The organism is Kordia aestuariivivens (assembly GCF_014397005.1).
Taxonomy (GTDB): domain Bacteria; phylum Bacteroidota; class Bacteroidia; order Flavobacteriales; family Flavobacteriaceae; genus Kordia; species Kordia aestuariivivens.
The window spans coordinates 91,247-111,655 of the sequence record NZ_JACGWS010000007.1; the positions used below are offsets into that span (position 1 = coordinate 91,247).

Below are 20,409 nucleotides of genomic sequence, written 5' to 3' on the forward strand. Positions count from 1 at the left end.
ATTATGAAATCATTACGACTGTTACCTATCGCATTTTTATTTTTGTTTAGCGCATCTTTGTTTGCTCAAATGAGCGGCGCTCCAAGAGAATTTGAAACTACTTCTCAAATTTATGATCAACTTCGAAAGATTATAAATACCAAAGAAAAAGAACCCTATAAAATTGATTGGGAGAATGTAAAAGGAAGTCCATATTTAAATGAAAGTTATAAATTGGCACAATTTTACATTGCAGATAAATCATACGGAAATATTATGATGCGTTTCAACACGTATTCAAACGAAATAGAGTTGTTACCAGAAGATGGACAAGAAATGGAAGCGTTAATGAGAGTTGATGGTTCTAAAATTATGTTTGAAGGCAAAACGTTAAAATTATTTACGTTTAAAGACGAAGAAGGATATGAGAAAAAAGCATATTTTTTAGTCTTAAATACGGAAGAAAATGTGCAGTTACTATTGAGAAAGAAATGTAGATTTTCTCCAAATGAAAAAGCACTTACGATGAATCAGGCTGATAGAGCAGCAAAATTCACACAATATGATTATTATTACATCGTAAAAGATGGTGAGCTAGTTCAGGTTGATGCTAAGAAAAAAGATGTTTTAAAGTTATTTCCTGAGAAAGAAAACGACATTAAAAAATATATCAAATCAGAGAAATTAAAACTGAAAAAAGAGAAAGATTTCGCAAAATTAATCGATTATATTGCGACTATGTAATATTGAATCGACATTGAAAATAGCCACTATATTCAGATACTAAACCATCTATTGTAGTGGCTATTTTTATAGTATAAAATTTCTAATTTCTTTAAATCAATCCTAAATCTTTTGCATTCGCAATTAAGTGAATGGCATTGTTTGCTTTGAAATAAATTTTTAATTTACTCAATCGTTTTTCAATGGAACTTAAGCTGTTAGGCGAAATACTTCTGCCTTTTAAATCGATTGCAATTTCATCTTGACTCATTCCTTTGGAGAGTAATTTGAGTAGTCCGATATCGTAATCATCAATTTCCATATCGTTTTTGTTGCTCAGTGCATTTTGCACTTTTGGAGAAAGATGTTTTTTCCCTTGAGAAACGGTTTTTATGGCTTTTACCAATTCCTTTAAACTCTTACGACCTTTACACACATACGCATCAATATTGTATTGATTGAAAAGTTTGCGCACACGTTGCTGTTTGTCTTCAACAGAGTATACAATCACTTTTAGCTGCGGTTGTGCTGTTTTTAACTTAACAAGTAACTCTTCTCCTGAAGCTAATTTTTGTTTTCGATGATCTTTTACAAAAGATAAATCTGTAATGAGCAATTCATAAGGTTCATTATCTTTTAATGCTTTTTTTGCTTTCAAATCTGCATCATCGCAGTATTGAGCTTGATCTATCGTAGCAATCTCCAATTCGGAAAGTGCTGTGAGGACACCTGTGTTGATGTCGTCCATATCTTCGGCAATTAAAACTTTAGTAAACATAGGCTATCTATCATACTGGAACGTTAATACTAAACTTACACCCTTTGTGTAATTCTGTATCAAAAGTAAGCGTTCCTTCAATTGCATGAATACGGTTTTCCGCATTCTGTAATCCATTTTTTGAAATTTCTTCGGCAAAACCTTTCCCGTTATCTATGTATTGAATGAACAATTGTTTGTTGTTTTTTTCAATGGAAACCACTACTAACACAGCATTACTATGTTTTTTCATATTGGTTAATAGTTCTTGTAATACGCGATAAACGGTTATTTTTATGTGTGAAGAAATTCCGTTCCAAATATCAATATTGTATCGTTTTAACAATACATTTACTTCTTCAGATTGATAACTTCTGAACAAATTACTGAGTTCTTCCGCAAATCCTTCTCCAGTTTCTACACCTTGAATTTGCTTTGAAATGTCGCGTGCTTGATTGTAAATTACGTCTAATTTATCTAAAATTGTCTCTTTTTCAGGATCTGTAGTTTCTAGTTGAGAAATCAGTTTGTACAAGTCGTTTGCCAATTCGTCGTGTACTTTTGAAGAAATTCGTGCTTCCGTAACATGTACCGTTTTTACTTTTTCAATTTTATGACGGCGTTTTATTTTTTGGTAAATGAAGTAAATTACTACGATTAAGACAATTAATAAAATAATTAAAATTAAAACTATGTTTTGAGATAAAGCTTTGTCTTTTTCTGCTTTATTTGCTTTGTTTTCTACAATTATTTTTTCGTTTTCTGCTTTATTATAATTGTATCGTTCATTTGCAAACAAACTTCCTAATTCTTCTTCTTTTTGCTCCAGCTCTTTATCTAAAGACATGTATTCATTTACATATTCATTTCCAAGCGCTACCACTATTTTCATTTGGATTCCTTCATGAATCGCTTTTTTATTAACCAAGTCTCTTGCATAAGTAATTGCACGATTTACAAACTCAATGGATCTTTCTTTATCCTCATCTTTATATAATTCTGCTAACTTTAAATATGTAGAGTGCAGACCAGATGCATAATCTATTTCTTTATTTATTAAAAGTGAGTTGTTTAATAACGAATCAGAACGTTTATTAAATCCATTTTTTAAAAATAAAGTATGTGCTAAGTTTCCATTTATGCGAGCACTCTCTTTCATTGAAATAACAAGCGATTTATCAACTAATAACTCTTCATAAATTTGAATTGCATTATCAAATTCTTCAAGCTCTTTATATATGTTTGCTTTAGTATTTTTGAATTGTATAATACTTTTGGCATCTATCTTTTCTCTTCCAATTGAATCTTCTACCAATTTTAAGGCTTGATCAATTCTTTCAATGGCCATATCAGTATTTCCTGTTTCCCTAGAAGCCACAGATAACACGTGATAAAGTCCTCCTAAAGTTTTTAATTCATTTGTATTCTCTACATAGTTTAACCCTTCTAATGCTGATAATTGACTCGCTCCAAAATTACCTTGTTTTTTCTGTAAATATGCAATTTCTGATAGAATACTAGCTACTCTTATAGTATCATTTATTTGTAGATACAATTTTTTTGCTCTTGAAAATTTATTGAAAGCTTCTTGAAATTCCCCTTCTCTTTCAAGTAAAGTTCCCTGACTTCGGCTTGCACTGGCCATCCAACGTGTATCGTTTAATCTTTCCGATATGTCATACCATTTTTGAAGATATAAAAACATTGAGTCTGTATTCCCAATTTCTCTATAATTCGTATACTGAGTGAAATAACCAAATTGTATTGAAGATGAATCTCTTAATCTGCCTGCTACTGCTATCAGTTCATTTTGACAAACTATTGCGTTATCATAGTCATTCCTTTTTCTAAATTCTTTTACCTTCTTTTTTAACGCTACGATTTCTGGAGACTTACTTCTCTTTTTTACTACTTCAGATTCACAAGCACTAATCACCATCAAAAAGATAGCAAATAAAAAGAAGGATGTCGCTATTGGTAGTTTCATCCTTCTAAAATAGTAAAAATATAATTACAACTAAAGATTAATCGCCAGTAGGTTCATCAACATCTGGAATGATTTTTCCATCATCTCCTTCCGTTGCTTGCTGTTCAAATTGTATTTCATCCTCTGCAATTGAGTTCGGTGTACAAGAAAATATTGCCCCATTGAGGAAAACCGTAAGTATTATTAAGCTGAATTTTTTCATTTTGTTAGAATTTAAAATTGGACATAGGTGTTGCCGTCCGAGAAATACTCAGCGTATTAATGTGCAGCAACACAGTGAAATAGAAAAGGCGCCGTTTTCTTGTGTTTTTAGGAAGTGTGAGATAATGACAGGTAGTTTGGCTACTTCCAAATAAGCCATGCTATTGCTTCTTATCTCTAAAGTCAACCAAGTTTAAATGCAGGAGATCAAATTGATTTATGCCTCAGTTGTGAAATATTTCTGAAGCAAATAAAGTGAGGAATCATGGGAATGAACGGAAATTTTGGGGAAGAGTAAGGGAAAGTTTCGGGAAACTAATTTCCGCTTTTTGCATACCAAATTTGATGGACGCTTTTATAAAAAAGAGAAATCTAAAACTACAAGTAATGCATAAAGAATTAGTATTAAGTGCTTTTAAAAAAGCTAGGAAAGAAGTAAAGGAAGCAACAGGCGTAAATATGTCTGTTACTGGGATTGCTAAGAGAATTTCAGATTATATGATGGACGAATGCCACTTCCAATATCATGAGAAGAGTTTGCGGAATAAGTACAACCTCGCATTAAAAGATGAGCAAGATGTCGAACTTAAAAGTTCGGTTGCAAATTGTCTCTGCTGTTATCTCGGTTATGAAAATTATGCCGAATTTATTATGAAGAATAGTATTCCACTTGCTTCCCCCGAAATTGTGGAAAACATTATTATTGAAGAAGAGTACCCACCAAAGAAAGAACCTTCTATCGGTGAGAAATTAAAAATTGTGATTCAAAAGAATAAAGTCACCCTTATTTTTTGCTCACTTATTTTTTTACTGTATTTCGGATTGTATATGGTAAATAGACAACAATGGATGGTTTGGGATACTGATCGTTATGTAGAAGTACAATTTGATGTAGAAAAGTACGGGCTGTCCAATTTAAAATTGTACAAACATGAACGAATAAAAAAATTTAGAGAAGTAAAGCCCGATTGCAATTATCTTTTTTTTAAATCAGATGGAAGTGAAAATTTGTGGTATCAAAAAGCAACTAATGGAGAAGTAACGTTTTTCACTTCTTTCGGATTGCATCCAGAAACAGGCAAAACATTGAAGAAAATTACGCCGTATATGATTCGAAAATATATTTGTGAAACGTATTAAACCAAAAAAACCTCCCAAATTGAGAGGCTTTCGTATTATTTATTATGAATAAAATTTATGAATTTTTCAAATTAACAACTTCCTGAGCTGTCAAATGTCGCCAATTACTTCTTGGCAAATCTTTCTTAGTCAATCCTGCAAAAACAACTCTATCCAAACGTGTAATAGTATATGATAAATGCTCAAAAATTGCTTTTACCAAACCATTGCTTCCTGAATTTACTTTAATTCCAACTTCACGCTTCGAAGCACCTTGAATCCAAGAAATTTCACCAACTTCGTGTATTTCTCCTCGAATATTAAGTCCATCTTTTATTTTGTTGAAATCTGTTTGACTTAAGTTTTTGTCCAACTCAACATGATATATTTTTCGAATTTTTTCATGCGGATCTGTTAACTTTCTTGCTAATTCTCCATCATTTGTAAACAATAATAAGCCTGTAGCTTGTCGTTCCAATCGTCCAACTGGTACAATTCTAGATTTTGTAGCATTTGCCACTAAATCCATCACCGTTTTGCGATCTTTTTCATCTTTTGTCGTTACCAAAAATCCTCTTGGCTTGTTGAGTAAGATATATTCTGTTTTTTCTGGAGAAATAACTCTTCCATCAAATCGTACTTCATCACTCACTTTTACCTGATATCCCATTTCTGTGATCACTTTACCATTCACAGTTACACTTCCAATAGAAATGTGCATATCTGCTTCACGTCGTGAACAAATTCCTGAATTCGAAATATATTTATTTAAGCGAATCTCATTTGGATTGCTTTTAGATTTTGGCTTTTGCGCTGGTCTTTTTCTGTATTCTGACTTTTTCCCATCAAAAGGTTTCTTTCCTTCAAATGACTTTTTATCATCAGAAGACTTATTTCCGTCAGAAGATTTCTTTCTATCAAAAGGTTTTTTCCCTTCGAAAGGCTTTTTTCCATCACGTTTTTTCTTTCCTGAAGTATCTCTGCTCTTCCCGTGTCGTTCTTTTGCCATTATAAATTATGCTATAAAATTTTTGCAAAGATACTTTTTAATTTGCGATAACCGAATGTAGATTCAATTATTCGTTTTATAGTCGAAAAATAGATAATTCATTCAAAATCAACTTGTAATCTAATCTTTAATCCTGATGGTACTTTGACGTTCTCTATTCACTGTTAATTGTGTCACATCTGGACGCGAATAATGTCCGACTGCATCAAAATTCTGACGCTCTTCTAATACTTTATTGAAATCGAGTGTAGCAATGATTAAGCCTTCTTTGTGTAAAACTGGCGAAACTAACCATTCACCATCAGGACTCGCAATACACGATCCGCCATTTGCTAATTCATCTGGAACATTTTGTAGAATTTTTTCCAAATGTGGAACATTCGCTGGAATGTCTTCTTTTCGCATCAAACTAGACACAGAGATTACATACGAACGTGATTCGCGTGCAATAAACCGTGTAATATCTTTGGTATTGACTTCACTTCCTGGCCAAACAGCAATATGCAGATTTTCGCCCATTCCGTATAGAGCAGCTCTAGGCAGCGGCATCCAGTTTTCCCAACAGTTGAGTCCGCCAACGGTAAAATCTTTCAGTGGGTGCACGCGCAAGCCGTTTCCGTCGCCGCTTGCCCACGTTAAACGTTCCTCGTATGTTGGCATGAGTTTTCTGTGCATGGATTCAATGCTTCCTTCCTGATTTATATATGCCAACGAACAATAAATACTATGTCCGCCTCTATCTACCGCGCGTTCCATCAAACCTAAGTAAATAGCAATGTTATGTTGTTTTGCTAAGTTGCAAATTTTATCTAAATCGCCTTTTTCAACTTGTACCGAATTTTGAACGTAATGCGAATGAATTTCTTTTTGTGTAATAGAATCGAACTCAGCACCATTTGTATAAGAAATCCAAAATGGATAACCTGGCAATAATGCTTCTCCAAAAACGATAAGCTCACAATTTTCCTGACTAGCATCGAGAATTTGTTGTTTTATTTTTGTTAGTGTTTTCGATTTATCCAACCAAACAGGCGCAATTTGTGCTAATGCAACTTTTAATTCGTGTGAAGATGACATGGTTTTATTTTTGTGACAAATTACCAATTTTCAAGAAGAAAAACGCAGGTATGAATCGCTTTAACAATTTTGAATGTTTCCTAAACTTTTATCACAATACATTTGTGATTTTACTCAGAATAGCTTCAATATTAAGTAACGGAATACTGAAAACGCCTGCGACAATAATAAATTTTAAAATGTTATGTAGTAAAAGATAGTGCCGTCTTGATTCTGCTCTGTAAAGTATCATAATTGAGAAAACCAACAACAATATACTTCCGTAAAAGTAGAAACGCATGTAACCCGTGTCGTATTGAAAAATTAGAAATAGCGTGACTAAAATTGCGATGGTTGCAAATGAAGTAATGAATCCTTTCGAGACTTTTTCGCCATAAATAATCGGAATAGTTTTGTAATCTTGCGCTAAATCGCCTTTAATATTTTCTAAATCTTTGATGAATTCGCGAATGAGAATTAAGAGAAATAGAAACGTTGCATGCACAAAAATAACGCTGCTTAGGTTTCTATAATAGATAAATACTGCGAAGAAAGGTGTAATTGCCAACATAGCGGACGTCAAATTTCCAAGAAGCGGAATCTTTTTCATTTTGTGTGAATAAAACCAAATTCCAAAAATGTATCCAGAGAAAAAGATAACTGCGTTGATTGATACAAAACTGGCAATAGCAACCGAAATAAAGTTTAGCGTGAAATATGTTGCAATTTTTGTCCGTTGGCTCACCAATCGATCTAACATTGATTTTTTAGGTCTGTTGATCAAGTCTTTTTCGGCATCGTAAAAATTATTGATGATGTAACCTGCGGCAATGGCAACCGCCGAAGCGAAGATTAATGCAAATAAATGGCCGTCTAAAACAATCTCCATATAGCGTTTATTGGGAGCCAAGATAAACTTAGCCGCCAAATATTGTGCGATTACGATGATAAGAATGTTATAACCTCTTACAACGGAAAATAAGCTAAAGAGTTTGTAGTAGAATAGCTTGTGTTTTCTAGATAACATTAGTGCTCAACTTTAGAAATTATAAACCACTTCTAGTTTATGATCTTTTAAAGTTTCTTTTGTTTTTTCGATGTTTTGCGTGAATCCAAGAATATATCCACCACCACCAGAACCACAAAGTTTTAAGTAGTAATCATTTGTTTCAATTCCTTGTTTCCATAGCGAATGAAATTGTTGTGGTATCATTGGTTTGAAGTTATTGAAAACAACTTTTGACAATGATTTTAAGTTTCCAAATAAAGACTTTACGTCTCCTTTTAAGAAATCTTCCACACAAGAATCGGTATGTTTTATAAATTGATCTTTCAGCATATTACGGAAACCTTCTTGCTTCATGCTTTCCATAAAGATATTTACCATTGGTGCAGTTTCACCAATAATTCCGCTATCTAATAAAAATACCGCACCAGTTCCAGCTTCGTTTTGTGAAGGAATTCCTGTAGGTTCAATATTATCTTGGGAATTGATTAAAATCGGTAAGCTTAAATAACTATTTAATGGATCTAATCCTGAACTTTTTCCATGAAAAAACGATTCCATTTCACCAAAAATCACTTTGAGTTTTAGTAATTTTTCTCGCGTCAAATTTTCTAAAACCGTAATTCTATCGTGTGCATATTTATCATAAAAAGAAGCGACTAATGCGCCCGAACTTCCAACACCATATCCTTGTGGAATAGAAGAATCAAAATACATTCCTTTAGCCAAATCATTCTGTAGAGCTTCAATGTCAAACGTAACAAGTTCCGCATCTAAACCTTCTAAATGCTTTGCAAATTCTTTTAGACTTTCGTTAGAATTCTTAGCTTCTTCCGAAAGACTTTCGTCAATTTTCAAAGCACCTTTGTAAAAATTATAAGGAATAGATAATCCTTTAGAATCTTTGATGATTCCGTATTCTCCAAAGAGTAAGATTTTAGAATAGAAAAGAGGTCCTTTCATCTGTTCGTTGTTATTAGACTTTATTTGAGGCGTTTTATACCATGTAAAATTACACTTTTTTTGCTCCAAAACCTATTCTGTCGCAAATGTGATGTCCGTTTTGGCAAAATTTTACCAATTCTTTTTGAATGAACGAGTACACAATTTCTTTTTCATTTTCAGGATATAATATATGAACATTTGCACCAGCATCTAAGGTAAAACAAATATGCGTTCCAGATTCTTCACGGAATTTCCAGATATGATTGATGATTTCCAAGGTGTTTGGCTTCATCAAAATGAAATACGGCATCGAAGTCATCATCATGGCATGAAGCGTTAAAGCTTCACTTTCTACAATGGCAATAAATTCGTTTAAATCTCCATCTGCTAACACCGATTGCATTTTGGTTAAATTTTCATGTGCTTGTGCAAAACGTTGTTGTGCAAACGGATGATTGTGCATTAAATTGTGTCCAACCGTACTGCTGACTTGCTTTTCGCCTTTGTCAACCAACAAAATAGTATCATGAAAATTCTTGAAAATTTCGTGTACTTTGTATGGATATTTGATCGCGAATACATCGTTACTTCCTATTGTATCAAGATGTTCTCCCCAAACAATTAAATCGCCTTCTATGCTTCTACTTGCGCTTCCAGATCCTAATCGTGCTAAAAATGATGCTTTTCGGTTAAAATCTTTATCAGTCATTGTCGGATTGAGTTCTTTTTCCAAGCTCATCAAACACAACGCCAATGCACTCATTCCTGAAGCTGACGAAGCAATTCCGCTACTGTGCGGAAACGAATTTGAAGTTTCAATCGTAAAATGAAAGTCTTTTAAAAACGGCAGGTATTGATGAATCCGTTCTAAAAATATGTTGATTTTTGGTTTGAAATCGTCCTTTTGTTTTCCTTCAAAGAATAACTCAAATGAAAAATGATCGTTCGTCACTTCTTTCTTTTTGTATGTCAACGTTGTTACCGTTGCGCACGCATCAAGTGTAAAACTAATCGAAGGATTTTGTGGAATTTGATCTTCTTTTTTTCCCCAGTATTTGATGAGTGCTATATTACTTGGCGATTTCCAAGTGACACTTCCATTGTCAATACTTTCGGTGTATGTTTTCGGTAGAAATGTTGCTATTTCCATGGACGATTTTAAAATTTAGGCAAAGATACGACTTTAGACTTATTTAGACTTCTTGGATTTTTAGATTAGTTAGATGCATACTGTCCTGTGAAATTGAATCAAATCTTTTTTAGTTTGTTTGTCTGCGTGAGTTTCTTGTGGGAAGTTGAATCAAGTTCAACTTGACAAAAAAAGAGGAAGAAAATCATCGAGCCCGCGAGATAAAGTCCAAAAGCGGAGCGTTCTAAGAGATTCTCGCCTACGCGGGAACGAGCCTAAAAGCTAAGTACGTCTAAAATTCTAAGAAATACTTTTCGCAATAATATAACTTCCTGTCCACGCATTTTGAAAGTTGAATCCGCCAGTAATGGCATCAATGTTGAGAATTTCACCTGCGAAGTATAGATTTTTTTGTTTGCGACTTTCGAAGGTTTTGAAATTCACTTCTTTGAGATCAATTCCGCCAGCCGTGACAAATTCCTCTTTAAACGTACTTTTTCCTTTTACATTGAAAATGGCTTCTGTGAGTTGACTTGCCAATTGTTCGGTTTGTTGTTTGTTCAAATCTGCCCAACGTCCATCTTCTTTGATTCCTGAAGCAGCGACTATTCGTTGCCACAAACGTTTTGGAACTTCAAACGGATTGTTTTTTTGAACCATTTTTTTAGCGAGTTCTATTTTGAAATCTTTGATATTTTCCAAACAATCTTCTTTAGAAACGTCATCCAACCAATTGACTTGAATTTGAAAGCTGTAATGTTTGTCCGCCAATATTCGTGCGCCCCAAGCAGAAAGTTTTAAAATTCCCGGTCCGCTCATTCCCCAATGTGTGATGAGTAATGGACCGTTGGTTTCTAGTTTTGTACCGACTACTTTTACGCTTGCTTGCGTTGCAATTCCGAGTAAATCTTTGATGCGTGCATCTTTGATATTGAACGTAAATAAGGAAGGAACCGCAGGAATAATGGAATGTCCCAATGTTTCCATCGCTGCCCACATTTTTGGATTGCTTCCTGTCGTCATCACAACATTTTTGGCTTCTAATATTCCCTGACTTGTGTCAACTTGCCACAAATCGTTTGCTTTTGAAATGCTTTTGACAGCATGATTTGTTCGAAAGTCTACGTTATACTTTTTTGATTCATTCAGAAAACAATCAATAATAGTTTGTGAAGAATCTGTTACAGGAAATATTCTGCCATCGTCTTCTATTTTGAGTTCCACGCCGCGTTCTTCAAACCACGCCATCGTATCGCCACAACAGAATTGATGAAAAGGTCCTAACAATTCTTTTTCACCTCTAGGATAATAGTTTACGAGTTCTTTTGGATCAAAACACGCATGCGTTACATTACATCTTCCGCCACCAGAGATGCGAACTTTCGTTAGAAATTCTTTTCCTCTTTCTAAAATTACAACAGATTTTTCAGGATGCTTTTCGGCAACATTTATTGCTGTGAAAAATCCTGCTGCGCCGCCGCCTATTATAAGAACATCTATTATTTGCATGTGTGTATTTTGAAGGTGTAAATGTAGTGTTTTTTTTAGGTTGTTAGCTGTTAGGTCGCTTCGCTTTTGGGTTTTAGGTTTCTCAGCATCACGACCAACTTTATGTGACCTTGAATCTAGTTCAAGGTGACGTTTCTCAAAAGTGATATCTAAACTTCTAATAATCCAAGAAGTCCAAAAATCTAATATCTCTAAATCCTAAACTCTTCTTAATTGCGCTGTAAAATTTCATGTTATGTTTTGAAACCTTTATTTTTGAGAAAAATCCATATTAATGAAATTCCACTTTCTTAAATACCTCACTTTTATTCTGTTGTTTACAAATTGCGCTGTAAATTATGGTCAACTGAATTATGTTGCAAAATTGCCAAGTGATTTAAAAGAAGTTTCAGGTGTTGAGAGCATTCCAAATTCGGATAGTTTTTGGATGGTAAATGATAGTGGAAATCATCCAAGAATGTATTTGGTAAACAGAAAAGGGTATATTGATAAGACACTTTATATTGAAGGAAAGAATACTGATTGGGAAGATTTAACGAAAGACAATGCTGGAAATGTATATATCGGTGATTTTGGAAATAATGCAAATGATCGAAAACATTTAAAGATTTATATGCTTGCGACAAATGATCTTGCTACTAAGAAAAGTATTGTTCCTGAAGTGATCAAGTTTTCATTTCCGAACCAAAAGAAATTTCCCCCAAAAAAGAAAGACAGACATTTTGATGTAGAATCGTTTTTTCATCACAACGGTTATTTGTATTTATTTACAAAAAGCCGCACAAAGACAGCGTATGGACGTACCGATTTGTATAAAATCCCTGCAACTCCTGGGAAACACAAAGCTGAATTTATCAGTACTTTTAATACGTGTGATGAGTTGGAATGTTGGATTACTTCTGCCGCAATAAGTCCTGATGGAAAGAAAGTCGTATTGCTTTCACATGATACTGTTTGGCAGTTTACCGATTTTAAAGACGATGATTTTTTGAGTGGAACAATGAAAAAATTCGATTTAGGTCATACTTCACAAAAAGAAGGTGTTTGTTTTAAAGACAATAGTACAGTTTATATTACGGATGAAAGAGCGCATGGAAAAGGGCGAAATTTATACGTATTTCTACTTGATTAAGCGTTCTTTTTTTGTGACAGAATTATTTTTTAGTAACTTGATTATTTATGCTAAAATTAATTAACCAAAATTACTACTATGTCTAACAATGCTAAAGGAATTGACATTTCATATAACCAAGGAAATTTAATTGATTATATTGACACCAACAACACTGATTTATCGTTTGTAATTTGTAAAGCTTCTGGAGGAATTACGATTCAAGATCCCGATTTTGCTCATAATTGGGAAACGATCCCCCAAAAAGGATTTATCAGAGGAGCGTATCATTTTTATTATACGAATGATGCGCCACAATCGCAAGCAGACAACTTTTTTAATGTGGTTGGAAATAGTTTTCCATTAGATGCATTGCCGCCTGTTGTTGATTTTGAAAATGGAAGCATCAAAACAAGCGATCATGCGCAAATAATTACTGATTTACTAGATTTTCTTGACCTTTTAGAACAAAAATACAATCGCACACCTATTATTTATACTAATCAAAGCACAGGCGATAGTTACCTGAATGATGCTAGATTTGCTAAATATCCGCTTTGGGTTTCAAATCCAACTACTGCTCCATCTCCAAAAATGCCAAGTACATGGCCCAACTGGACAATTTGGCAATATAGTTTTAATGGAAACATTAATGGAACTGATGTTGATGAAGATTATTTTAATGGCGATTTAGACGATATGAAACAATTTATTCAACAAAGTTCAAATTCAATGTAAGCTTCTAAAATGAAGCCTGTTTTTTCCTTAGCTTTGCAAACTGAAAGGATTTTAAATGAGCGAACTACAATTGACAAGAATCAACAAGTTTTTAAGTGAAGCTGGCTACTGTTCGCGCAGAGCTGCTGATAAGCTTATTGAACAACGACGCGTTACTATTAACGGCGTTGTTCCTGAAATGGGCACAAAAATTAAACCTGGCGATGAAGTACACGTTGATGGTAAATTGATTTCTGATTCAAAAGAAAAACATGTGTATTTGGCATTCAATAAGCCCATCGGAATTGTGTGTACCACAGATACTAAAGTTGAGAAAGATAATATTATTGATTATATCAATTATCCATCGCGAATTTTTCCTATTGGACGTTTGGACAAACCCAGTGAAGGCTTGATTTTATTAACAAGCGATGGCGATATTGTCAATAAAATTTTGCGTGCGCGAAATAATCACGAGAAAGAATATGAAGTAACTGTAAATCGTCCGCTTACGGCTGATTTTATCCAGAAAATGGGTGATGGAATTCCAATTTTAGGAACGCTTACGCGAAGATGTAAAGTGGAGCAACTCACAAAATATACGTTTACCATTGTTTTGACACAAGGTCTGAATCGTCAAATTCGTAGAATGTGCGAGTATTTAGATTATAATGTTGTCAAGCTGAAACGTACACGCATTATGCACATTACCTTGGATGTTCCTGTTGGGCAATGGCGTAATTTGACCGACGAAGAATTACAAGGAATTAACGATTCAACGAATGATTCTTCTAAAACGCATCTCGATAAAACATAATTTACGATTTCATAGTATCGTTTAAAATTGATCAAAAAAAACACTCACAGAAATTTAATTTTTAAAAAGGTATAAATTTGGGTAACAGCATCTTATATTTTGAACTGATAGGTATAATCACAAAAACTTATCATTATGAAAAAAAGAGAATTGAAAACATTAAACCTTAACAAGAGATCAATTTCAAGCTTGAAATTCCAAGTTATCGGTGGTCGTGCAAACTTAACAGCTGATGTAAAAGATTGTCCAGACAACACATTGGCTAAAGATTGCGAATCATTAGGCGCTTGCCCTGATTCTTTTTGGTGTTCATCAGTAACAACAAGCCCATCAGACGACGGACCAATAGTGTAATCTATTGTTAAGATTGAAAAAAGGAAAGCCTGACGTTTGTCAGGCTTTTTACTTTTATACTTGATTTAAAACCCAAGCAATTCTTTAAATTTATATGATTGCCTGCGTGAAATTTCTATTTCCTGAGTGGAGTTTTTGATCGTTACTTTTAGTTTTCCATTGAACCACGGAATGACTTTATCCACATGATTGAGATTGATGATTTGTTGTCGATTGGCTCTGAAAAAAGTCGCTTCTGGCAATTTTGCTTCTATTTGGTTGAGCGATTTGTAAATTAATGGTTTGTTGTCTTCAAAATACACACGCGTATAGTTTCCAACAATTTCGAATACTGAAATTTCTGAGATTTTAATTAGCCAACAGTTTTCGCCTTCTTTTATGAAAATTTGACGATGTAACTCAAATGGTTTTTCGTCCGTTGTTTCTTTTTCAATCGCAGTAATGACCTTTTCTATTGTTTTGGAAAATCGATCTTGATTGATAGGCTTTAGTAAGTAATCAAACGCATTGTATTCAAATGATTTAATAGCATATTCATCATACGCCGTTGTGAAAATGGTTAACGGAACATTGTCTAACATTTCCAATAATTCAAAACCGTTTTTTTCAGGCATGTTAATGTCTAAGAATAATACTTTCGGTTGTGCTTCATTGATGAGTTCGTAGGCTTTGTCTACATTTTCAGCTTCTCCCACCAATTGAATTTGCGGATGCTTTTTTAAGAGTTCTTTTAATTCATTTCGCGCTAAGCGAGAATCTTCTACAATGATTGCTGTGATATTTTCCATGATTACACTAATGGTATTTGAATGATGGCGTGTACTTCATTTTCCACTTCTTTCAACCTAAATTGTGCCGTATCTCCGTACAATAATTCCAAACGTTTTTTGATGTTGTCTAAGCCAATTCGAGTAGAATCGGTATCTGCTTTTAACGTTCCAGTATTGTTAACTTGTAAAATAATTTTTTCGTTATTATCCGTGATGATTAACGTAATTTTTCCACCATTTTTCTGATCAGAGATTCCATGTTTGATGGCATTTTCCACCAACATTTGCAATATCATTGGCGGAATTTTTATTTGTTTGAGTTCTTGTTTTATTTCTTGTTGATACGTTAACCGATCTTCCAATTGTATTTTGGATAGCGCAATGTAATTGTCTACAATTTCGAGTTCTTCTTCAATGCGAATTGCATCTACATTGTTCATGTTTAACGAATAGCGCAACATTTCTGAAAGTCGCGTAAGCATGTCTCTTGCTTTGTCAACATCTTCTAGCATGAGTCCGCGAATGTTATTCAAACTATTGAACATAAAGTGTGGATTCAGTTGTCCTTTTAAGGTATTTAGTTGCGAATCTTTCAAAGCCGCTTCTAGCTTTAAGCGATCAATTTTATTTTTTCGCAAACGCGCCAACGATTTAATTACCACATAAATAACAGACCAAAAGAATATGAAAATAGAGACATTTAATGTTGTTGAAAAGATCTCTAACAGGGTAAAATCATTTGATTCCTCATGAAGATACTGAAACATGTAATATGCACTTACTAATAATATTCCTGAAAAAATACATGATGCAAGTCCGAAGGCTATAAACGCTTTTATGTAATTCTTTTGATTCTGATTTGCTATAAAGTCAATTCGTTTCAGGTAATTTCGAAACAATGTTGTCAGCGTGATTCCTAGCGTTATAAAGATTAAACCTTCAAAAAAAAAGTACTCAGGTTTTACTTTATCTGGCGAAACTAAAAATATTTTTGCCCAAATATTTGCAGAGGTTATAAATCCCCAACCGACAAATTGTAAGATCCAGAAAATTAATGTATTTACTTTTTTTGTAGTTGCCATCTGTTTGAAAATCCTTTGTAAATAATTGAAATGCACTTTCTCAAATTTGAAAAAGTGCATTTTTTATTGATTGATGATTAAAATCGTGCGTTGATCCAAGCAGAAACATAGTTCAATGCTATTGGAGCAAATGTTTCTTCTATTTCAGCATATTCGCTTAAAGCGCCTGTTTCCGACGTTTGGAATAAGTGGTTTAAGTCTTTGAATTGTTTGATGGTTACATCTTTGTTATGCTTCAATCCTTTTTCAATGGCATTTAGATTTAAGTCTGAAATTACCTGAAAGTCTTTTTCGCCATTTATGGCTAATACCGGACAGTTTACTTTTTGTAAAGATGTTTGTGGGTCGTATTTGATAAATGCTCTCATCCATGGTGATGTAATCATTTCTGCTTGTTGATTCATTACCTGCTCTGTGAATTCTGCTTTTGCTTTTTCAAAAGTCAATTTTGCTTTTAACTCTTTAAATAATGCTACTATTTTTTGTTTTGATGCTTCTCCTTTATAGTTTGCAGAGATATCAAAGACTTTCGCAGATACTTCTTGAGAGTTTGCAATATCAATTACTGGATAGCCTTCTAGTTCTGCTGCTCTTTTTCCTTGTGTTAATAAGATTTCTTTTCCATCAACTCCTGGTCCTGCAAGCAATACACAGAATGCTACATTTTTGTTTTTGGCAGCTACAATTGGCGCAATTAACCCGCCTTCACTGTGTCCTACCAATCCAATTTTGTTTACGTCTACGACGTCGCTTCTTGTTTGTAAATACGCCATTGCTGCTTCAACATCTGACGCAAAGTCAAAAGAAGTTGCAACTGAAAAGTCGCCTTCTGATTTTGCAGTTCCTCTATCGTCATAACGCAATACTGCAATTCCTTGTCGCGTTAAATGATCTGATAATACTAAAAATGTTTTGTGTCCTAATAATTCTTGATTGCGATTTTGCGGACCCGAACCTGTAATGAGAATCACTACTGGCGGATTTTTCACATCTTTAGGCAACGTTAATGTTCCTGCAAATTTAATATTATTGGCGTTCGCATTTTCAAAAGTAACCTCTTCAGAAGCGTATGGATAAGGTTTTTTAGGATCTTGTGGTTTTACTTTTTTTACTACTTTTTCTCCTTTCGTTAAATCTAACGGAAATACTTGTCCTGCTTGTTTGAAAGTACCTTTGAAAGTTCCGTCAGTATACGTTGCGGTGTATTCCAATCCCATTTGACTTTGTATAATGGTCAATTTGTTTTCTACAAACGTAGTTTCATCTGTTGGCAATCCAAAAGCATTTTGTTTTGGACTGTCTAAAGTTGTGGTAAGTGTTCCGTCAGTTTCTGAAATGTTGAATGCTAATGGTAATTCCATTCCTTGCACTTTTAAAGCACCTTTCCAGGTTCCTGAAATGTCTTGTGCCGAAGCAATCAGCGTTCCTAAAAAGAACGCTAATCTAAAAATGATTTTGAATATTGTAAATAACTGCATGTCTGTTGTTTTTTGATTACGATGTAAAAGTATATTGTTTTTATAATTGTACATCACAAAATATGATAAACGGAAAATTCAATATGGTGAGTGGTAAATGCTACTTTAGTCGCAGTTTATTTCCAAATGTCTTCATATAATGCTGGATAATCAGCTACTTCAATTACCTGAATTCCAACTGATTTTAAGAAAAATCTCTTTCCTTTTGCTTTTTCACTGTCTTCAGCTTTCATCAAATACCAACCTTTATGATTGTATTCTGGAAAACGCTTGAAGAATTTTGCGCGTTGTATTAGTAACCATCTGAAAAAAACTTCAGTTTCATCTAAACCCAATCCGAAGATACACAAGGATTTATTGAATATGATATCAATCCAAGTGTTGTTCATATCCCACGGATTTTTACCTTCAGTATAGGAATGACCATAATTACTGTTTACCATTTTTCGTGCACGTTCTACATTTCCCATGTATTCTGACAACCCTAATTTTATACTTCTGTGATAGTTTACCATTCCATTCATGTACCAAACACCAAAACCGTCTAACGGGCTTTTCATTTCGGTTTCGCCATAATAGGAAGCCCACGGGTAATGGTCTGTAAAACTCGTATCCGTAATTCGTTGCAACGGTAATTGCATCGATTTCGGAATGAGATTATCAAAATTTGTAGTTAATATTGGTGCGTTAAATGATTTTATTTTGTCTAATATTAAGTTTTGTGCATCATCTTGTATCCAGTCAAACATTTTCTTTTTTACATCTTTTTGTAGTTGCGTAGTAAATCCCCATTTATTGACATTTTGCAGATTAAGCGCATCATAGAATTCGATGTATGATATTCCATCTGGAATTTCTGTCATAGGATCTTCTGAATGTTTTTTCCATAAATCTAACAGTAAATCATTCCATGAAACATTATCATCTTGGTAGTGTAGGTTGATTCCGTTTCCTATGATAAAAGCTAGGTCATTTTTGTTTTCAGAAAATAATGCTTGAACTTCTTTTGCTGTTTTTTTCATACCACTAGAATTTAAAAATTTATTCTCACGTACACTTTTATGCATTGATTGTTGATTAACAGAGAGATAAATCTATTTTAAAAAATAAACACCTATTTTTAGTACATAAAGGTACTACAATGGAAAATTTAAATCAAAATATAGAAAATCATTATCTTAAAGAAAATCTTTATGAAGACATTATTACGCGTCTTAAAGAACAGCAGATTGATTTGAATACAGTAAAGAGAGCTGATATTGCTGGTGTTGATGAGTTTCATGTACGAGGCGCTACAGTATCGAAAGAGCTTGCCACAAGTATTGATTTGAATGGAGCATCCGTTTTAGATGTTGGTTGTGGCTTAGGCGGACCTTGTAGAATGCTTGCAGATGCGTATAATTGTCAAACTACAGGAATTGACCTTAGTACAGAATACATAAGAACAGCAAATAAGTTATCTAAACTTGTGAATTTAGACAGTAAAACTACTTTTATACAGGGAGATGCTACAAATCTTCCGTTTGCAGATCATAGTTTTGACGTTGTTTGGACACAACATGTTCAAATGAATATTCCGGATAAGAAAAAATTTTATTCAGAAATAAATAGAGTATTGAAAGTTGGCGGGCATTTTCTTTTTTACGATATTTTAAAAAAAGGAACGAAAGAAGTTAGTTTTCCAATGCCTTGGGCAAGTCATGCAGAGCTTAGTTTTTTATTTAAAGTAGAAGAAATGGATGCTATTTTGAAAGAACTTGACTTTACAAATGAAAAGTTGACAGATGAAACACAAGCTGGAATTGATTTTTTTAATGCACTTGTTGCTAAACTGAAAGAGTTTGGTCCTCCAAAAATAGGATTGAACGTATTAATGGGCGAGACAACAAAACCAAAGTTAATGAATTTACTAAGTCATTTAAAAAACGGTAAACTTGAACTTAAAAGTGGCGTTTATAAAAAGAGAGCATGATGAAAAATCATTCTCTCTTTTCTATTTCTTCTAAAATGACTTTTGCTTGTTTTTTAAATTTTTCTAATTCAGGTAAGAATACTTTATAGGTTACAAAATATGCACTTGCAACTCTGTTTTTGTAATCAGGATCTGTGATGGCGTATTCAATGAATTTTTGATTATTTTTCATCGAGATTAAATCTGCCCACCATTCATAATTTTTTTTGTAGTGTGAATAGTTATCTTGAAAATCTTTTGCCCGCAAATCATCGTCTATTTCAATTTCACGCAAACGTTCCGTATAAAATTCTATGATTTGTGTTGGTAAACTATCTTGAAAATTATCTGTATTAAAATCTGTCAATTGATTGTAACCACGTTTGTCGAATACTATTTCAGGAAATCCTATGGTTATGTATGTCAATTGCGGATTCATTACGTAATCCATCCGTTTTATAGAATCATTCAGTATTTTAGAATATAATGGTTCTGCTGCTGTATAGAAACTTTGTATTTTATCTATTTCTTTTAAATCGTTATTTAATTCGTCTGCAATAATAGTATAGATATTGAGAAGCTGTTGTTTTTCTTTTCGATTTTGATTCCAATTGTTAAGCGAAACCGCAATAAGGATTCCAATAACAACCAAAATAATTTCACCAATCGCATACGCGAAATAGTTTCCAATTTTTTTATTTTTCAAGAG

General features: G+C 33.5%; 21 protein-coding genes. 7 read left to right on the forward strand and 14 right to left on the reverse strand.

The window, feature by feature from the left end:
• The first annotated feature begins 3 nt into the window (after positions 1-3).
• Positions 4-723, forward strand: a complete 720-nt coding sequence (locus tag H2O64_RS12445) for a hypothetical protein (RefSeq protein WP_187562530.1) — start codon at positions 4-6, stop codon at positions 721-723.
• 91 nt (positions 724-814) lie between these two features.
• Here H2O64_RS12445 and H2O64_RS12450 read toward each other — a convergent pair whose 3' ends face one another.
• The 3 genes from H2O64_RS12450 to H2O64_RS12460 are packed head-to-tail and all read right to left on the reverse strand — an operon-like array spanning position 815 to position 3,648.
• Positions 815-1,480 (reverse strand): response regulator transcription factor, encoded by a 666-nt coding sequence (locus H2O64_RS12450; RefSeq protein ID WP_187562531.1) that lies wholly within the window; start codon positions 1,478-1,480, stop codon positions 815-817.
• Between the two features lie 10 nt (positions 1,481-1,490).
• Positions 1,491-3,446: a tetratricopeptide repeat-containing sensor histidine kinase gene (locus tag H2O64_RS12455; RefSeq protein ID WP_187562532.1), complete on the reverse strand. Its 1,956-nt coding sequence runs from the start codon at positions 3,444-3,446 to the stop codon at positions 1,491-1,493.
• Between the two features lie 37 nt (positions 3,447-3,483).
• The gene (locus H2O64_RS12460; protein ID WP_187562533.1) at positions 3,484-3,648 is read right to left on the reverse strand and encodes a hypothetical protein; all 165 of its coding nucleotides are present in this window, start codon (positions 3,646-3,648) and stop codon (positions 3,484-3,486) included.
• 386 nt (positions 3,649-4,034) lie between these two features.
• Between H2O64_RS12460 and H2O64_RS12465 the strand changes: the two genes are divergently transcribed.
• A complete protein-coding gene (locus tag H2O64_RS12465) occupies positions 4,035-4,787 on the forward strand; it encodes a hypothetical protein (RefSeq protein ID WP_187562534.1) in 753 nt (250 codons plus the stop codon).
• 55 nt (positions 4,788-4,842) lie between these two features.
• Here the strand turns inward: H2O64_RS12465 and H2O64_RS12470 are convergent, their stop codons facing one another.
• The 6 genes from H2O64_RS12470 to H2O64_RS12495 all read right to left on the reverse strand — a co-directional run bounded on the left by H2O64_RS12470 (position 4,843) and on the right by H2O64_RS12495 (position 11,420).
• A complete protein-coding gene (locus H2O64_RS12470) occupies positions 4,843-5,775 on the reverse strand; it encodes a pseudouridine synthase (protein ID WP_187562535.1) in 933 nt (310 codons plus the stop codon).
• Between the two features lie 120 nt (positions 5,776-5,895).
• On the reverse strand, positions 5,896-6,852 hold the full coding sequence (locus H2O64_RS12475; RefSeq protein ID WP_187562536.1) for a carbon-nitrogen hydrolase family protein: 957 nt from the start codon (positions 6,850-6,852) through the stop codon (positions 5,896-5,898).
• A gap of 91 nt (positions 6,853-6,943) precedes the next feature.
• On the reverse strand, positions 6,944-7,858 hold the full coding sequence (locus tag H2O64_RS12480; RefSeq protein WP_187562537.1) for a geranylgeranylglycerol-phosphate geranylgeranyltransferase: 915 nt from the start codon (positions 7,856-7,858) through the stop codon (positions 6,944-6,946).
• Positions 7,859-7,870: 12 nt separating this feature from the next.
• A complete protein-coding gene (locus H2O64_RS12485; RefSeq protein WP_187562538.1) occupies positions 7,871-8,800 on the reverse strand; it encodes a mevalonate kinase family protein in 930 nt (309 codons plus the stop codon).
• A gap of 49 nt (positions 8,801-8,849) precedes the next feature.
• Positions 8,850-9,932, reverse strand: a complete 1,083-nt coding sequence (locus tag H2O64_RS12490; RefSeq protein ID WP_187562539.1) for a diphosphomevalonate/mevalonate 3,5-bisphosphate decarboxylase family protein — start codon at positions 9,930-9,932, stop codon at positions 8,850-8,852.
• 279 nt (positions 9,933-10,211) lie between these two features.
• Positions 10,212-11,420 carry a BaiN/RdsA family NAD(P)/FAD-dependent oxidoreductase gene (locus H2O64_RS12495; RefSeq protein WP_187562540.1) on the reverse strand — a complete coding sequence of 403 codons (1,209 nt, stop codon included), beginning with the start codon at positions 11,418-11,420 and terminating at the stop codon, positions 10,212-10,214.
• A 274-nt stretch (positions 11,421-11,694) separates the two neighbouring features.
• Between H2O64_RS12495 and H2O64_RS12500 the strand changes: the two genes are divergently transcribed.
• The 4 genes from H2O64_RS12500 (at position 11,695) to H2O64_RS12515 (ending at position 14,419) form a co-directional block, all read left to right on the forward strand.
• The gene (locus tag H2O64_RS12500; RefSeq protein WP_235982868.1) at positions 11,695-12,552 is read left to right on the forward strand and encodes a hypothetical protein; all 858 of its coding nucleotides are present in this window, start codon (positions 11,695-11,697) and stop codon (positions 12,550-12,552) included.
• A gap of 78 nt (positions 12,553-12,630) precedes the next feature.
• Positions 12,631-13,269 carry a GH25 family lysozyme gene (locus tag H2O64_RS12505; protein ID WP_187562541.1) on the forward strand — a complete coding sequence of 213 codons (639 nt, stop codon included), beginning with the start codon at positions 12,631-12,633 and terminating at the stop codon, positions 13,267-13,269.
• Positions 13,270-13,324: 55 nt separating this feature from the next.
• Entirely contained in the window at positions 13,325-14,065 is a 741-nt protein-coding gene (gene rluF, locus H2O64_RS12510) for a 23S rRNA pseudouridine(2604) synthase RluF (protein ID WP_187562542.1), read from the forward strand.
• 135 nt (positions 14,066-14,200) lie between these two features.
• Positions 14,201-14,419: a hypothetical protein gene (locus tag H2O64_RS12515; protein ID WP_187562543.1), complete on the forward strand. Its 219-nt coding sequence runs from the start codon at positions 14,201-14,203 to the stop codon at positions 14,417-14,419.
• 65 nt (positions 14,420-14,484) lie between these two features.
• Here the strand turns inward: H2O64_RS12515 and H2O64_RS12520 are convergent, their stop codons facing one another.
• The 4 genes from H2O64_RS12520 to H2O64_RS12535 all read right to left on the reverse strand — a co-directional run bounded on the left by H2O64_RS12520 (position 14,485) and on the right by H2O64_RS12535 (position 18,771).
• Positions 14,485-15,207 (reverse strand): LytR/AlgR family response regulator transcription factor, encoded by a 723-nt coding sequence (locus H2O64_RS12520; RefSeq protein ID WP_187562544.1) that lies wholly within the window; start codon positions 15,205-15,207, stop codon positions 14,485-14,487.
• A gap of 2 nt (positions 15,208-15,209) precedes the next feature.
• Complete coding sequence (locus H2O64_RS12525) at positions 15,210-16,271, reverse strand: sensor histidine kinase (RefSeq protein WP_187562545.1); 1,062 nt, start codon at positions 16,269-16,271, stop codon at positions 15,210-15,212.
• Positions 16,272-16,348: 77 nt separating this feature from the next.
• Positions 16,349-17,749, reverse strand: a complete 1,401-nt coding sequence (locus H2O64_RS12530; protein ID WP_187562546.1) for an alpha/beta hydrolase family protein — start codon at positions 17,747-17,749, stop codon at positions 16,349-16,351.
• A 116-nt stretch (positions 17,750-17,865) separates the two neighbouring features.
• Positions 17,866-18,771: an SIR2 family protein gene (locus H2O64_RS12535; protein ID WP_187562547.1), complete on the reverse strand. Its 906-nt coding sequence runs from the start codon at positions 18,769-18,771 to the stop codon at positions 17,866-17,868.
• A gap of 119 nt (positions 18,772-18,890) precedes the next feature.
• Between H2O64_RS12535 and H2O64_RS12540 the strand changes: the two genes are divergently transcribed.
• A complete protein-coding gene (locus tag H2O64_RS12540) occupies positions 18,891-19,721 on the forward strand; it encodes a class I SAM-dependent methyltransferase (protein WP_187562548.1) in 831 nt (276 codons plus the stop codon).
• 7 nt (positions 19,722-19,728) lie between these two features.
• Here the strand turns inward: H2O64_RS12540 and H2O64_RS12545 are convergent, their stop codons facing one another.
• The gene (locus tag H2O64_RS12545; RefSeq protein WP_187562704.1) at positions 19,729-20,406 is read right to left on the reverse strand and encodes a DUF6090 family protein; all 678 of its coding nucleotides are present in this window, start codon (positions 20,404-20,406) and stop codon (positions 19,729-19,731) included.
• Between the last annotated feature and the right edge of the window lie 3 nt (positions 20,407-20,409).